Source organism: Clostridium sp. LS (assembly GCF_002760435.1).
Lineage (GTDB): Bacteria > Bacillota > Clostridia > Clostridiales > Clostridiaceae > Clostridium.
In genome coordinates, this window is record NZ_AUUU01000111.1 from 22897 (window position 1) to 39161 (window position 16265).

Annotated in this window: 8 protein-coding genes and 1 riboswitch; of the genes, 5 read left to right on the plus strand and 3 right to left on the minus strand. The window is 31.2% G+C overall.

What is annotated here, in order from left to right; genetic code table 11:
• The first annotated feature begins 96 nt into the window (after positions 1-96).
• The 4 genes from COL3_RS21615 to COL3_RS21630 all read left to right on the plus strand — a co-directional run bounded on the left by COL3_RS21615 (position 97) and on the right by COL3_RS21630 (position 8238).
• Complete coding sequence (locus tag COL3_RS21615; RefSeq protein ID WP_008421244.1) at positions 97-2502, plus strand: glycyl radical protein; 2406 nt, start codon at positions 97-99, stop codon at positions 2500-2502.
• Between the two features lie 167 nt (positions 2503-2669).
• Positions 2670-5210 carry a DUF2339 domain-containing protein gene (locus tag COL3_RS21620; RefSeq protein WP_008421242.1) on the plus strand — a complete coding sequence of 847 codons (2541 nt, stop codon included), beginning with the start codon at positions 2670-2672 and terminating at the stop codon, positions 5208-5210.
• Positions 5188-6048: a hypothetical protein gene (locus COL3_RS21625; RefSeq protein ID WP_008421239.1), complete on the plus strand. Its 861-nt coding sequence runs from the start codon at positions 5188-5190 to the stop codon at positions 6046-6048. Before COL3_RS21620 ends, COL3_RS21625 begins: the two co-directional genes overlap by 23 nt.
• A gap of 314 nt (positions 6049-6362) precedes the next feature.
• A riboswitch (glycine riboswitch) is annotated at positions 6363-6517 on the plus strand.
• Positions 6518-6855: 338 nt separating this feature from the next.
• Positions 6856-8238 carry an amino acid permease gene (locus COL3_RS21630; protein WP_008421237.1) on the plus strand — a complete coding sequence of 461 codons (1383 nt, stop codon included), beginning with the start codon at positions 6856-6858 and terminating at the stop codon, positions 8236-8238.
• 128 nt (positions 8239-8366) lie between these two features.
• Here the strand turns inward: COL3_RS21630 and COL3_RS21635 are convergent, their stop codons facing one another.
• The 3 genes from COL3_RS21635 to COL3_RS21645 all read right to left on the minus strand — a co-directional run bounded on the left by COL3_RS21635 (position 8367) and on the right by COL3_RS21645 (position 12082).
• Positions 8367-9335: a glycosyltransferase family 2 protein gene (locus COL3_RS21635; RefSeq protein ID WP_008421235.1), complete on the minus strand. Its 969-nt coding sequence runs from the start codon at positions 9333-9335 to the stop codon at positions 8367-8369.
• Positions 9336-9407: 72 nt separating this feature from the next.
• Positions 9408-11486, minus strand: a complete 2079-nt coding sequence (locus COL3_RS21640) for a glycosyltransferase family 39 protein (protein WP_008421234.1) — start codon at positions 11484-11486, stop codon at positions 9408-9410.
• A gap of 134 nt (positions 11487-11620) precedes the next feature.
• A complete protein-coding gene (locus COL3_RS21645) occupies positions 11621-12082 on the minus strand; it encodes a GtrA family protein (protein WP_008421232.1) in 462 nt (153 codons plus the stop codon).
• Between the two features lie 354 nt (positions 12083-12436).
• On the opposite strand from COL3_RS21645, the gene metH reads away from it, so the two are divergent.
• Entirely contained in the window at positions 12437-16066 is a 3630-nt protein-coding gene (metH, locus tag COL3_RS21650; protein WP_008421230.1) for a methionine synthase, read from the plus strand.
• Positions 16067-16265: the final 199 nt, after the last annotated feature.

Sequence of the window (16265 nt, forward strand, 5' to 3'; positions counted from 1 at the left end):
TGACAAAGTATAATAAAGATATATAATTGAGTTATAAAAGAAAAAGAACAAGTTTCAAGTGAAATAATTAATATTTGAAATGAAAGGAGAATAGTTATGAGTTATTTTGGAGAACTAACAGATAGAATGCATAATTTCAGAGAGGACTTATTAAATGCAAAATCTATGGTGTGTGTAGAAAGAGCTAAACTTACAACAGAGAGTTATAAAGAACATGCAGATAAACCTATGGTATTACGTAGAGCATTATGTTTAGAAAATATATTAAAGAATATGAGCATATTTATTGAAGATAAAACTTTAATTGTAGGGAATCAGGCATCTTCAAATCGTTCAGCACCAATTTTTCCTGAATATGCAATGGATTGGGTTATAGATGAACTAGATGAATTTGAAAAACGTGATGGTGATATATTCTATATTACTGAAGAAAGCAAGGAAGCATTACAAGAAATAGCACCATTTTGGGAGCATAAAACCTTAAAAGATAGAGGACTTGCAGGAATGCCTGCTGAAAGTAGAGTTTTTTATGATTTGGGAATTATAAAAGCGGAAGGTAATATTACTTCAGGGGATGCACACATTGCAGTTAACTACGAAACTGTATTAAAACTAGGATTAATTAATTATAAAGAAAGAACAGAAAAGAAATTAAAAGAATTAGATCTTACTGATTATAGAAATTTAGATAAATCATATTTTTACAGGGCAATCTTAATTGTACTTGATGCAGTAGCAGATTTTGCAAAACGCTATGCAGACTTAGCATTAATACTTGCAGACAAGGAAGCAGATGCAAATAGAAAAGCAGAGTTAATAGAAATGTCAAGAATATTAAATAAAGTTCCAAATTATCCAGCAGAAACTTTTCATGAAGCAGTTCAATCTCTATGGATGATTCACTTAGTTTTACAAATTGAGTCAAATGGACATTCACTTTCTTATGGAAGAATGGATCAGTATTTAAATCCTTTCTATGAGAATGATTTAAAACTTGGGTTAATTACTGAAGCTGGAGCTACTGAGTTATTAACAAATTTATGGCTTAAGACTTTTACAATAAATAAAATAAGAAGCTGGTCTCATACGCGTTTCAGTGCAGGTAGTCCATTATATCAGAATGTTACAGTAGGGGGGCAGACTGTAGATAAGAAGGATGCAGTGAATCCTTTAAGTTATTTAATTTTAAAGAGTGTTGCTCAGACAAAATTACCACAACCTAATTTAACAGTACGTTATCATAGAGGATTATCCGATGATTTTATGAAGGAATGTATTGAAGTAGTAAGATTAGGCTTTGGAATGCCAGCCTTTAATAGTGATGAAGTTATTATTCCGTCATTTATTGAAAAAGGTGTAGATGAAAAGGATGCATATAACTATAGCGCAATTGGATGTGTTGAAGTAGCAGTTCCAGGTAAATGGGGATATAGATGTACTGGTATGAGTTTCTTAAATTTCCCTAAATCTCTATTGATAGCATTGAATGATGGAGTTGACTTAGAGTCAGGAACTAAGCTTTGTGAAGGTGTTGGCCACTTTAAGGATATGACTTCTTTTGATGAAGTTATGAAAGCTTGGGATAAGATAATTCGTGAATTCACAAGACATAGTGTAATTATAGACAGCTGTGCAGATTTAGCAATAGAAGAAGTTACAGCAGACATATTATGTTCGGCTTTAACTGCTGATTGCATTGAAAGAGGATTAAACTTAAAAGAAGGTGGAGCTGTATATGATTTTATAAGTGACCTTCAAGTAGGAATTGCAAATCTTGGAGATTCTCTTGCAGCAATTAAAAAATGCGTGTTTGAAGATAAAAGCTTCACCCCAGCACAAGTTTGGAATGCCTTAATTAATAATTTTGAAGGAGAAGAAGGTAAAAATATTCAAGATATATTAATTAATGATGCACCTAAATATGGTAATGACGATGATTATATAGATTTATTGTTAAGAGAAGCTTATGATATTTATATTGACGAAATAAAGAAACATAAAAATACTAGATATGGCAGAGGACCAATTGGAGGTTGCTATTATGCAGGAACATCTTCAATTTCAGCAAATGTACCTCAGGGAGCTGGAACTTTAGCAACCCCGGATGGAAGAAAAGCAGGAGAACCTTTGGCAGAAGGTTGTTCTCCATCTCATGCTATGGATAAAAACGGACCTACATCAGTATTTAAATCAGTTTCAAAATTGCCAACACACGATATTACAGGAGGGGTACTATTAAATCAAAAAGTTACACCTCAAATGTTATCTAAAGAAGAGGATAGAATGAAGCTAATTTTATTAATTAGAACTTTCTTTAATCGATTAGAGGGATTCCATGTACAATATAACGTTGTATCTAGAGATACACTACTTGATGCACAAAAGAATCCGGAAAAATATAGAGATTTAATTGTTAGAGTAGCAGGGTATAGTGCATTCTTCAATGTATTATCTAAGCAAACTCAAGATGATATAATAGAAAGAACAGAACAAGTTTTATAATTAACGTTAGCTATTTATAGTGAATTTTAAGTTTATTTCTCTCATGATTGAATCCTAGTATGAGGGTATTTGCTCTACTCGATGGAATATGATAGAATATATAGTAATTATAACCATACAGTTTGCAAATATTACTAAATATACAGAGAAAGTTAGGGGAGACGCTGGTGTCGACGGTGGATAATTTACAAAATATTATAGATAAGCAAAAAGAAGTTTTATATAGCCTTGAAACTGAACTGACTAATATGAAAAATAGCAACATATTGATTGAAAATCAAAGCTTAAAAACAGAGCTTCAAAAGTATAAGGAATTTCTTGAGAAGGAAAAAAGCGATAACTTAAAAATATCAGAAGAAAACAAGAAGCTCAGAAATGCATTATATGAGCAATTTTATAACGAAAAAATCCAGATACTGAATGTAGTTAATAGTAAAATAGATGTTTATTATAAATCAAATATTTCAGGGGAAATTGGTAGATTGACCAACCTAGAAGTTTCAGTAAAAAAACAGATAGATGATATGGTTAATATATTAAAGGCTAATAGGGTAAACATTGAGGATGAAATTTATAAAAAACTTGGCGAGTTAAGAGATCTTATTAACGCAAAAATAATACTTGCTCGCGAAGAAGTTGGAAAGAGAGTAAGAGAATTAAGTGAGAATCGAGCTGAAGAATTTGCAAAGTTAAAGCAGGAAAAAGTTACGGAGGAAGAAATAAAAGCACGGGTAAAACAGAATAATATAGAGTCCTTTATAGGACTTAATATTATGAATAAGCTGGGTGTTTTACTGCTTGTCATAAGTGTAATTACGGCATCTCAGTTTGCATATACTAGATTACCTGATGCTTTGAAGTGTGCACTTGCTTTTATATTTGGTATTGTAATGCTTATAGCTGGCGAATTACTAAATCGTAAAAAGCCAAATGTTTTTTCTCTTGGAATTACAAGTGGCGGAGTAGCTGTATTATATGTAGCCATTGCGTTAAGTTTCTTTAAATTCGGAATTCTGAATATGTATACAGCTTTAGGAATGTGTATTCTTATAACAGTTTTAGCTTTTGTTTTATCTCAAAGGTACAATTCGCAAACCATATCGATTTTTGCAATGATAGGAGGATATCTGCCCATCTTCTCAATTGCAGGAAGCAGAACTATAGTGTATGGTGCAATGGTTTATTTTGTAGTACTAAATATGTTTGCGCTTATTATATCAGTTAATAGGAAGTGGAATGCAACTGCATATATAGGCTTTGCACTTAATGTAATGGGATCATTCTATATTTCTGCCATTATGTTTTTTGGAAGGCCTAGAAGTGCAGAATTTTCTATAAGTGATTTTATAACAATACTTTATATTATTTTTGCATTTATAACCTATACCATTATTCCTGTCATAAGTTCGTTTAGAAAAAAACTCAGCTTTAATAATGCAGATATTGTTTTAATGACTTTTAATACAGTAATAAGTACTTTTCTTTTATATTCAGTATTTTATATTCTAAAACTTTCAGATTTTACAGGAATTTTATCTATTATATTTGCTGTTGTTTATTTGTCTTTAGGAAAGTTTGTAGAAGACTATATGACAAAAGAGCAAAAAGCAAGAGCGCTTTTCTATATCACTGGACTTACTTTTATAGTTCTTGTAATACCGTTCCAATTCGGTAAGGTGTGGTTATCCTTAGGCTGGTTGATTGAAGGTATTGCACTGCTTTCATATGGTATATATAAAGAATTAAAAGACTTTAAAAAAGCTGGAGTCATTATTTCGTCTATGTGCCTAGCTGCATTTATACTTTTTGATGTCACAAATCTTGGAAACCCACTTTTTGTTTATAAGTACCTTGCAATTACAATAGGAAGCATTATAGTTTTAAGTTTATTAGTATATAAAAAAGATTTTGCAGAAAAGTCAAAATTGCTTTTTAAGTATATTGTGACAATTAATTCGTGGATTTTTTTATTATATATCATAGGAGATAAAGTGGGAGGCTATTTATCAAGAATATTTGCAGGTGGTAGTTTAAATTTGAATTATCTTATTACAGCAGCAATGATTCTGGCCAGCTTTTTAACTGCTTATTTTATTCCCAGAATAAAATATATTTATGATAAAGCTATGAAGGTTATATCTTATGTAATCTATATTATTGCATTAATAGCCGCTTTATTATTAAACTTTGCTTCACCAGTAAGAGGTGCTCTTTACGAGGCTAATACTGTTGTTTGTATAATAGGAACATTAGAATTGGCGATAATTGCTATACTTGCAATTTTGGCGCTAAGGGATTTAATTTTAAGCCTTGTGTTAGAGGGGAATCTTGGAATTGAATGGTATCCGCTTATCATTTCCTTTTATTTTGTAGTAGTTTTAACACAAAATTTGATAACTCAGTATGGACTTGGGTTTAATAATGCGGTCATAAGTATAATTTATCTGCTTGCTTCCTTTGCATGGATTACATTCGGGTTTATAAAGCGGTATGCCTTTATAAGGAGGTTTGGTCTCGGATTATCTATATTGTCAGTAGCAAAATTGTTTATTATTGACCTTTCTTTCATATCCCAAGGATATAGAATAGTATCATATTTCATTTTTGGTGTGACACTTATAGTAATATCATTTATTTATCAATATTTTAGTAAAAAAATAGATAGTATAGGTGAGGTAATTCCGAATGATGAAAAAACTAATGGCTAGCATGGTCATTTTTACAATCTTATGTAGTACTACTGTGTATGCAATTAACTATTCATATAATGCAAGTATTGAAAGCAAAGGTAGTCATAAGTATAAAGCCATAAGACTGACGCCAGAAGTTTATAACAAAATAAGAAAAGATATGTCAGATATAGAGCTTTATGATAAAGATAATGAACCTGTACCTTACTCTATAAATAGTTTTTTAGAAAGTGAAGTCGAATCAAAAAAGAACTATAAAAAAGAGTATTTTGTAAATTCCATTTCTCCAGAATTCTCTGCAGAGGAGAGGAGAAATACCACAGTTTTAAAAATCCAAGGACTAAGGAATTTGAAATTAAGCAGTATTACACTGAAAACAGATAATATATTTAAAAGAAAGGTTACTTTTGATGGCGGAATCTCCAAGGTTCTTTATAATTTGAATTTTGAAAATGCAGCATATAGCGATTTAACAATACAATTGAATTTATACAAAGTCGCAGATGATACTGTAGAAATTGTTATAGATAATAAAGATGATGAACCTATAACAGTTCAAGGAATAGAGGCAAAGTACATTGCTGATGAACTCATTTTTGATGGATCAAAATCAGATGAATTTACATTAAAATTTGGAAATGCTGAAATTCAAAATCCTAAGAACTATGATATCTCAAATTACAAGGATTTAATTCTTAAAGAAGGATATGATGTTTTAGATATAAGAGAAATTAAAGGTGAATCTTCGATTATTTCAATCAAGCCGCAAAATGATTATAAGTTAATTTTTAACATAATTATATCAGTAACTGCAATAGTGATGGGAATAATAATATTTTTGAAACTGAAAAAGTAGCTTAAAAACTTAAATAAGACCTACGACAATATAAAATATTTTGTCGTAGGTTATTTTGTTTTATTGACATTTAGAGAGACTTAATATTGTAAGTTATACTTTGTGAATTGTGGCAAAATCACCTCATATTTAAATTAATATGAAAAAAATATTGCAACTTTGTCAAATATGTATTAGTATATAACGGTAAAATTTAATATTTTAATAATAAAATTAATATTTCAGACGAAGATAGCGGGAGAGTTATGTATATAAGCATACACCGAAGAAGTAAATCTTTCAGGTACCTAATTTAATTAGAGATGACCGCTATTGGATGAACCCTTGGAGAGACTCAAAAGCACAATTGAAAAAATAATAAACCAGAATATTTGCATATTTGGTCTAGTATTTTTTATGTGCGGAAATGGAGCACCGAAGGAGAAAGCGTAAATGCGAAACTCTCAGGTAAAAGGACAGGGGAAAGGTAACATATCTAATAAAAGTAATACAATATCAATTACTTCAAATATATCTTATCTATTCCCATTTGTATCTCCAATCACAAAATAAATACATAGTTATAGGCATTTTAGTACATGCGTTTTGACTAATATGGAGGGATTAAATGGCTCAATTTACTAAATCAATTTTATAGTGGGATAATTAGAAGTTCTAATATTAGTTTTGCTAATGAGAACTTAAATTATCTAATCTTATGTCTAGAAGTATCCAAAACTATTATAATTCTAAAATATTTAACTCTAGAAAATTGTGATTGCTGTAACACAGATAAAAAACAGCACCATTTAGAAAGGCGGAAAATATATGACAGAAAATCAAAATTTATCGAGAGGACTAAAGAATCGTCATGTCCAATTACTTGCAATTGGAGGTGCAATTGGTACTGGGTTATTCCTAGGTTCAGGAAGATCCATTCACTTGGCGGGTCCATCAATTTTATTTGCGTATATGATAACTGGAGTAATTTGTTTTTTCATTATGCGTGCCCTTGGGGAATTATTACTTTCTAATTTAAATTATCATTCCTTTGTAGACTTTGTATATGATTATCTAGGAGAAAGAGCAGCATTTATTACTGGATGGACCTATTGGTTTTGCTGGATTTCACTTGCTATGGCTGATGTAACTGCTGCTGGGCTTTATATACAGTACTGGTTCCCGAATATAGCCAGATGGGTGCCAAGCTTTATAATTCTTGTGATCTTGTTAATTATGAATCTTACTGCTGTAAAGTTATTTGGTGAGATGGAATTTTGGTTTGCGTTAATCAAAGTTGTTGCAATTTTAGCACTTATTATAATTGGTACATTTATGATTATTAAAGGATTTTCTACAGATGCTGGCCCATCAAGTTTTGCAAACCTTTGGAGCCATGGAGGCTTGTTCCCAAATGGAGTAAATGGATTTATACTTTCCTTCCAAATGGTTGTATTTGCTTTCACTGGAATAGAATTAGTTGGACTTACAGCTGGTGAAACTGAAAACCCAGAACATGTTATTCCAAAGGCTATTAACAACATTCCAATTAGAATTATTATTTTCTATGTTGGAGCACTTTTTGTTATTATGAGTATATACCCATGGACTTCAATTAGTCCAGATAAAAGTCCATTTGTACAGGTGTTTTCTGCAGTGGGAATCACAGCAGCTGCAAGTATTGTAAACTTTGTTGTACTAACATCAGCAGCATCTGCTTGTAACAGCGGTATCTTTAGCACAAGCCGTATGGTTTACTCTCTTGCTAAAGAAGATAATGCACCACAGTCAATGAAAAAATTAACATTTAGTCAAGTACCTTCTAATGCTACAATATTTTCAGCGATTGTAATATTAATTTCAGTTATACTAAACTATATTATGCCAGAAGGCGTATTTGTATTAATTACAAGTATATCAACATTTTGCTTTATTTTCATTTGGGCAATTATAGTTATCTGTCATTTAAAATATCGCAAAGCTAATCCTGAACTTGCGGCTAAGAGCAAATTCAAAATGCCACTTTATCCGATTATGAACTATATAATTTTAGCGTTTTTAGCTTTTGTTATTGTTACCTTAGCACTTAATAATGAAACTCGTATAGCCCTATTTGTAACACCTGTATGGTTTATAATACTTTGGGTTATTCACATGGTATCAAAATCAAAAAAGAATAATCAAGAAGATGGCGAAAGAAATTTAGCATAAGATAATGAAATGCACCTCAAATATTAGAGATAAGAATCTAATATTTTGAGGTGCATTTTTATAAAAGATATTAAGTTATTGTAATTGAAACACCAAATTCATTCCTTTTAGCTGGTTATGGCCAAAGACTAATTCTTTTTTTGGATGTCTATAGTAATTAATTTATCAGAAATAATAAATCTTGGTCTTTGCTTAGTTTCATTATATATCTTACCAATATATTCGCCGATAACACCAAGGGATAAAAGTTGAATTCCGCCAAGAAGCCAAATTGAAAGAGCTAGAGAAGTCCAGCCGGGAACAGTTTCTCCGAAAAATTTAACTATAAAAGTGTAACTTAAAGCTATGAAACTAAAAAGGACTATGAAAAATCCAAAAACCGTAATTATTCTTATAGGCTTTATGCTTAGAGACGTAATGCCATCTAAAGCAAAAGCAAGCATTTTTTTTAATGGATATTTAGATTCTCCAGCAAATCTTTCATGACGTTCATATTCTACAATAGAAGATTTGTATCCAATCAAAGGGACCATACCTCTAAGAAATAAATTAACTTCTGTAAATTGGCTTAAACCTTCTAAAGCACGTTTACTCATAAGACGATAGTCAGCATGATTATAAATAGAATCAACACCAAGTTTATTCATTAATTTATAAAAAGCTAGGGCTGTTGTTCTTTTAAAAAATGTATCTGTTTCTCTTGAAGATCTTACGCCATAAACAATATCGCTTCCCTCATAGTATTGTTCTACAAATTTATCTATAACATCCACATCGTCTTGCAGATCTGCATCTAGGGATATGGTCATATCTGCAAATTCCTTAGCAGTCATAAGTCCAGCAAGTAATGCATTTTGATGTCCTCTATTTCTAGAAAGATTAACACCAGAAAATATGTTATTTTGACTATGGAGTTCTTCTATTATATTCCAAGTTTTATCTTTTGAACCATCATTAACGAAAAGGATTTTACTATCTTTAGAAATAGTGTCATTCATCATCAAAGTAGTAATTTTTTTTATTAATCTTTTAGCTGTCTCATGTAAAACCTCTTCTTCATTATAACAAGGAATTACTAGGTATAATGTATCATTCATAAAATTACCTCCAATTGAAAATACAATATTTTCATGTTTCTTTGTGTATTTAAATGTTTCTATTGAATTACATTAATTTATAGATGAAGTATTAAATTGTCCGCTTAAATCATATAGCTTAGCTGAACCTGCTTCGCCGCCAAAGCCTCCGAATCTTTGATTATTATTTTGTTCATCCGAAGTAGTTGAATCCTTCCACTCACTATCTGGGACAAGCTTTCCGTTTTCAGTAATCCAGTTTGTAATTCGACTGTTTGAATTAGAGCCACCAAAGCCTCCGCCCATACGACCTTGACTACCAACTAGCGCATATCTTATAGAACCATCAGCAACTAATTGCCTAAATTCTTCTAGCGAGATTATTTGATCTGATCCGCTGAATCCACCAATAGTCATAATAGGCTCACCAGTTTTAAGTATTAAATCAGATGCATATGTCATTGCAGAAGGGACTGCAACAAGATATTTTTCGTTTTGTTTATTGTTTTCTAAAAATTGTATTAGCTTTGTGTCACTGCTGTCATTAGAATTTCTATTTTGTCTACCTGATGCAAGTTCTAAGCCAGCAGCAGGACTGCTTCCATTCATTGGGTAAAATAGAGTAGTAGATGACCAAACTACGGGAGCAGTTAAAATACCGATAAAAGCAATACTAGTAAGTATTATATTTAATTTTCTTCCCAATGTTTTTTCTGGCTGAATAGAAATTTTTCTTCTTATGACAGCATTTATAATCAATACTATAGATGCTCCTATGCATAAAATTCCTGTTGCTATAAGTGTAATTCTATAGCCATTTGAGGTCTTATAATTAGGAGATAGAATAAGTATCTCTATGAGCCCATTTACAATAAATGCTGCTGGTAAAAGCCATCTTTTCAAATTTACTTCATTATAAAGCTTCCACATAGTTGATAGGCCAATTCCAGTCAGAGCTGCAATGGAAGGTGCCATTGTTGTTAAATAATACGTATGAGTTACATTTTTTGAAAAACTAAAGTATATAAATTCAGGTAATAACCATGTGAACCATAATAGTAATGATAACTTTCTTTTATTATCAAAGCGCAATAATCTAACTTTTTCTTCTATTGCTGCAATTATAGCCCCGATTATAGCAAATGGTAAAAGCCAGGATATTTGATCTGACAAATTGTTATAAGTAAACAATCTTGTAATACCAGTTTTTGAATTATTACCCATACCGTTTCTACCTGCTGGCATTTGATCTTGTAATCCACCATCTTGGTTTTGTGGCGAACGATTTTGATTTCGTGATTCACCATCTTGATTTTGTAATTCTTGATCCTGATTTTCTGATCTTTGCGGTTGATTAACTCCTCTATTAGCATTTCTTCCACCAAGACCTATTCTCTCTAAACCGTTATGTCCTATAATTAACTCTATAACAGAATTGTCAGTGCTGCTGCCAATAAAAGGTCTATCGTTTGCTGGCACTAAATCTACAATTAACGCCCAGGATAGTGATACTACAAGAAGAATTATTCCTCCTGCAAAAAGATGTTTGAATTTTGTTTTATAAGGTATTGCAGATGAGAGAAAATATGTTATAAATATTGCTGGGGCTAGCATATAGGCCTCAACCATTTTAATATTAAAACCAATACCTACTAATATTAAACTTAGTATAAGATATTTGAATTTACCATCTTCAGCGCCTCGAGAAATAGCTGCACATGCAAGTAATAAAGATAAAACCAGTAGATTATCAATTGTATTATTTCTGCTTGCTGCTACAAAAATAGGAGTTGTAGCAAGGCATAATGCTGAAACTAATGCAGCTAAAGTTCCAAAAGATCTCTTTACAAGATAATAAATTAGCCATACAGAAATTACTCCAGCAAGTGCCTGTGGAAGTATAACACTCCATCCGCTAAAGCCAAATATTTTTGCAGATATAGTTTGAAGCCAAAATCCCACAGGTGGTTTATCGATAGTTACAAACCCAGAAGGGTCTGAAGATACAAAAAAGAAATTTTTAAGATTCATCATCATACTTTTTACCCCTGCTGAGTAATAAGTATTAGCATTTCCTTCTATGCCTAAATTTGCAAAGTTTAATACTATAGATAACAATAAAATTATCCCTATTCCGAAGTGTTCCTTTGTATGTTTTAATTTTTCTGTCACAATTACTTCCTCCTAAATTTATGTTCTACAGCTTGAATATAAGAAAATAGTTCTCTTTAGCCGTGAGATTTATTCTATCTTTTGATAAATTAACAATAAAATTATATTAAAGTATTAGTAAAATCAAGTGAGGCTTATAATAAATCACTAGTACAAGACTCTAGTTTTGCAGATTTTCCAAATACCCAAAATCTATAGCCTAAAAAATTAACTATTTGAGCTAGTACCATTGCAGCAATTTTGGATATAAACGGATTTATAGAATTATCTTTCATTAATATACTTAAGCCAATTAAACTTACACCCAATGAAGCTGAATTAACAACAATAAATTGAATAATTTCCTTTGTTGTTTTTTTATTTGTTTTTGCATCATTGAACGTCCAAAACTTGTTACAGAGATAGCTATTTAAAGTACCACTAGAATAGGAGACTACTTGACTTATAACATAGTTAATACCAAAGAAACTATTTAGTAAGGAAAATACTCCAAAGTCAAACATAGTATTTAAGCATCCAACACAACAAAATCTTATAAGACTTCTATAGTTTCTATTACGAATAAAAGTGTTGTAAATATTTTTTACAATAGTCATGTGATTCGCTCCTCAATTTGCTTTATTATTAATTTTAAAAATATTATATTTATGTATTTATAATAAGTTTTAATTTTGTCAGCCAAGTGACGAAAATGTTACAGTTTAGTCACAGAATTCAAATACAACGGTTACATTGTTCATAATTATGAATAAATTTTTTTTATTCTGGTTCATCAAAATATACAAGACATAATATAAAACACTATGTAAATAATATTATGGATAAAATACCTAAAAAATTGGACTCTTTACAATAAATCATTTAGAATATGATATAAGAAATATAAAAGATGATTATATGTTCTTTTAAAATAAGCAATGAGACAAAATATTTGGGGAGGGAACAATTTGATGAAAGATTTATTGAAGGACAGAATACTAGTATTAGATGGAGCTATGGGTACTTGTATTCAAAACTATAAATTAGAAGAGAAAGATTTTAGGGGAAACTTAAGCTTCTCTTGTAATCAAAAAGGGAATAATGATATTTTAAATCTTACTAATCCACATATCATTAGGGAGATTCATGAAGCATATTTAGAATCTGGAGCAGATATAATTGAAACTAATACCTTTAATAGCACGAGTATATCTCAAAAAGATTATGAGCTGGAAGATAAGATATATGAACTTAATTTTGAAGGTGCAAAACTAGCTAGAGCTGCTGCAGATAAATTTACAGCAGAAAATCCAAATAAGCCGCGTTTTGTAGCAGGATCACTTGGACCTACAAATAAAACTGCATCCTTATCTCCTGATGTTGAAAATCCAGGTTATAGAAATATAAGTTTTGACGAATTAGTAGAGGCGTATAAAGAGCAGACTATGGGACTTCTTGATGGTGGAGTAGATTTGATTCTTATAGAAACAATTTTTGATGCTTTAAATGCAAGAGCTGCTTTGATAGGGGCAAAGTCTGCGTTTTTAGAAAAGAATAAGGATTTACCTGTAATAATATCTGGGACTATTGCAGATAAAAGCGGAAGAATATTATCTGGTCAGACCTTAGAAGCTTTTGCAAATAGTATGGTAGATGAAAGTATAATTGCAATAGGTCTAAATTGTTCCTTTGGAGCAAAGGACTTAATACCATTTGTAAAATATTTATCAAAAACGCAAAATAGATACATAAGTGTTTATCCAAACGCAGGACTTCCAAATTCTTTTGGGGAATATGACGAAAAACCCGAAGAAACTGCAGCTTTAATTGAAAGCTTAGCAAAAGATGGATGTCTTAATATTGTTGGAGGGTGCTGTGGTACAACTCCAGCTCATATAAAGGCAATAAGTGAAGCTGTAAAAGTTATACCGCCGAGAAAGATACCACATATTGAAAAAGAAACAGTTTATTGCGGCCTAGAAGCCTTTAGAGCAAATAAGGAAAGTAATTTTATTAATATTGGTGAGAGAACAAATGTAGCAGGTTCAGCAAAGTTTGCAAGGCTAATTAGAGAAAAAAATTACGAAGAAGCCTTATCTATTGCAAAAGATCAAGTGGAAAATGGCGCTCAGGTAATTGACATAAACTTTGATGATGCTCTTTTAGATGCTAAAGAAGAAATGGATAAATTCCTAAAGCTTTTAGCAAGTGAGCCTGAAATTTCAAAGGTACCAGTGATGATAGATTCCTCTAAGTTTGAAGTTCTTGTAACTGGGCTTAAAGCTTTGCAAGGAAAGCCAATAGTAAACTCTATAAGTCTTAAGGTAGGAGAAGAGGAATTTAAAAGACAGGCGGAAGTTATAAAAGCCTTTGGAGCAGCTGTTGTTGTGATGGCCTTTGATGAAAATGGTCAGGCAGACACCTATGAGAAAAAAATTAATATTTGTAAAAGAGCTTATGATATTTTAGTAAATGAAGTTAAATTCTTGCCAGAAAATATAATATTTGATCCTAATATTTTAACAATTGCAACAGGAATAGAAGAACACAATAATTATGCTGTAGATTTTATTAATGCAACAAAGTGGATAAAAGAAAATTTACCACATGCAAAAGTAAGCGGTGGTGTAAGTAATCTTTCCTTTGCATTTAGAGGTAACAATGTAATAAGGGAAGCTATGCATTCAGTGTTTTTATATCATGCGATAAAGGCTGGAATGGATATGGGTATTGTTAACCCTGGAATGATACAAATTTATGATGAAATTGATAAAGGCTTACTTGAAAAAGTGGAGGCAGTTATTTTTAATAAAAGTGAAAATGCAGCTGATGAACTTTTAGAGTTTGCAGCCAGCTTTAATAAGGTAGATAATAAGGCAGAAGAAAACAAGGAAGCTTGGCGAAATGAAAATGTAAAAGAGAGATTAAAAACTGCTTTAATAAAAGGTATAGATAAATATATTAAAGATGATGTAGAGGAAGTAAGATTAGAATATAGCACATCTTTAGAAGTAATAGAAGGACCTCTTATGGATGGTATGAATGAAGTAGGTAAACTTTTTGGCGATGGAAAGATGTTCTTACCTCAAGTTGTTAAAAGTGCTAGAGTTATGAAAAAGGCAGTTGAAGTTTTAATGCCTTATTTAGAAGAAGAAAAGAGTAGCGGAGGAAGTATTAGTGCCGGAAAAGTGGTTTTTGCCACAGTAAAAGGTGATGTTCACGATATAGGAAAAAATATTGTGTCCGTAGTGCTTTCTTGCAATAACTTCGAAGTTATTGACCTTGGGGTAATGGTACCGTCAGAAGTTATTTTAGAAACAGCCAAGAGAGAAAATGCAGATATTATTGCCTTAAGTGGGCTTATAACTCCTTCCTTAGAAGAAATGGCGAATGTTGCTGAGGAAATGGAAAAGCAAGGCTTTAAAATTCCACTTATGGTTGGAGGAGCTACTACTTCTAAGGCCCATACAGCAATTAAGATTGCACCTAAGTATTCAGGTGGGGTAATTCATACAACTGATGCTTCAAAAGCTGTTGAAGCTGCAAAATTACTTTTAAATAAGGAGAAAAAAGAAGAGTATCTTAAAGCGTTGGAAGCCGAATATGAAAAATTAAGAGAACTTTTCAATAAAGCACCTAGAAAATTTGTCCCATTAGAATATGCGAGGAAAAATAACTTTAAGAAGGAATGGGATAAAGAAGAGATAGATAAACCTAAAATGTTAGGAATTAAGAAATATATTGATTTCCCTATAGGAAAGTTAAGAAAGTATATTGATTGGAGCTTTTTCTTTATTGCTTGGGATATGGGAATGGTATATCCACAAATACTTAATGATCCAAAGTATGGCGAGGAAGCTAAAAAACTATTAGCTGATGCTGAAAAAATGCTTGATAAAATAGAAAGTGAAAATATTCTAAAAGCAAATGCAGCCTTTGGTATATTTGAAGCAAATTCAATTGGAGACGATATTGAAGTTTATAATAATTCAGAAGTAGTTACCTTTAATCTCCTTAGACAACAAGAGGAGAAAAAAGATAATACATATATGTGTTTATCTGATTTTGTTGCTCCTAAAGATACTAGAATAAAGGATTATATAGGTGCTTTCATCACAACTGGAGGAATAGGTGCAAAAGAATATGCTGATAAGCTTAAAGCCTCAGGTGATGATTATAGTGCAACAATGGTTATTTTACTTGCTGATAGACTTGCAGAGGCTTTTGCAGAATATATTCATGAAAAAGTAAGAAAAGAATACTGGGCATATTCAGCAGATGAAAGCATATCTATGGAAGATATATTTAAGGGTAATTATAGAGGAATACGACCTGCAATTGGTTATCCTTCACTTAGAGATCATTCAGAAAAGGTTAAATTATTTAACTTGTTAGATAAAGAAGGTGAGCTTAAAGTAGAGCTTACTGAAAGTTATATGATGTCTCCTACGGCAAGCACATGTGGTCTTTATTTCGGAAATAAAGACGCAAAGTATTTCGACATTAATAAAATAGATAAGGACCAATTTGATGATTATGCAGAAAGAAACGGTAGAGATAAAGGCGAACTGAAAAAGCTAATGTATACACTTATAGATTAATAAATTTTATTATTGCAGTTTAGTATGTCAATATATTATGGCACGCTAAGCTGCATTTTTACTTTTGTAAAAATTTAATTAAAAGAACTTTTATTATTGTATATATATTCAAAAAATAAACAAATGTTTTGAAAGTCTTTTGTTTTTCTTTAAAATTTAATACATATTATCTTAAGTTGTAAATATTAGAATTTTAATA

Excerpts from the sequence above, each read along its gene's own strand:
- COL3_RS21615 (WP_008421244.1), top strand. The coding sequence starts at position 97 with ATGAGTTATTTTGGAGAACTAACAGATAGAATGCATAATTTCAGAGAG.
- COL3_RS21625 (WP_008421239.1), top strand. The coding sequence starts at position 5,188 with ATGATGAAAAAACTAATGGCTAGCATGGTCATTTTTACAATCTTATGT.
- COL3_RS21630 (WP_008421237.1), top strand. The coding sequence starts at position 6,856 with ATGACAGAAAATCAAAATTTATCGAGAGGACTAAAGAATCGTCATGTC.
- COL3_RS21635 (WP_008421235.1), bottom strand. The coding sequence starts at position 9,335 with ATGAATGATACATTATACCTAGTAATTCCTTGTTATAATGAAGAAGAG.
- COL3_RS21645 (WP_008421232.1), bottom strand. The coding sequence starts at position 12,082 with ATGACTATTGTAAAAAATATTTACAACACTTTTATTCGTAATAGAAAC.
- metH (WP_008421230.1), top strand. The coding sequence starts at position 12,437 with ATGAAAGATTTATTGAAGGACAGAATACTAGTATTAGATGGAGCTATG.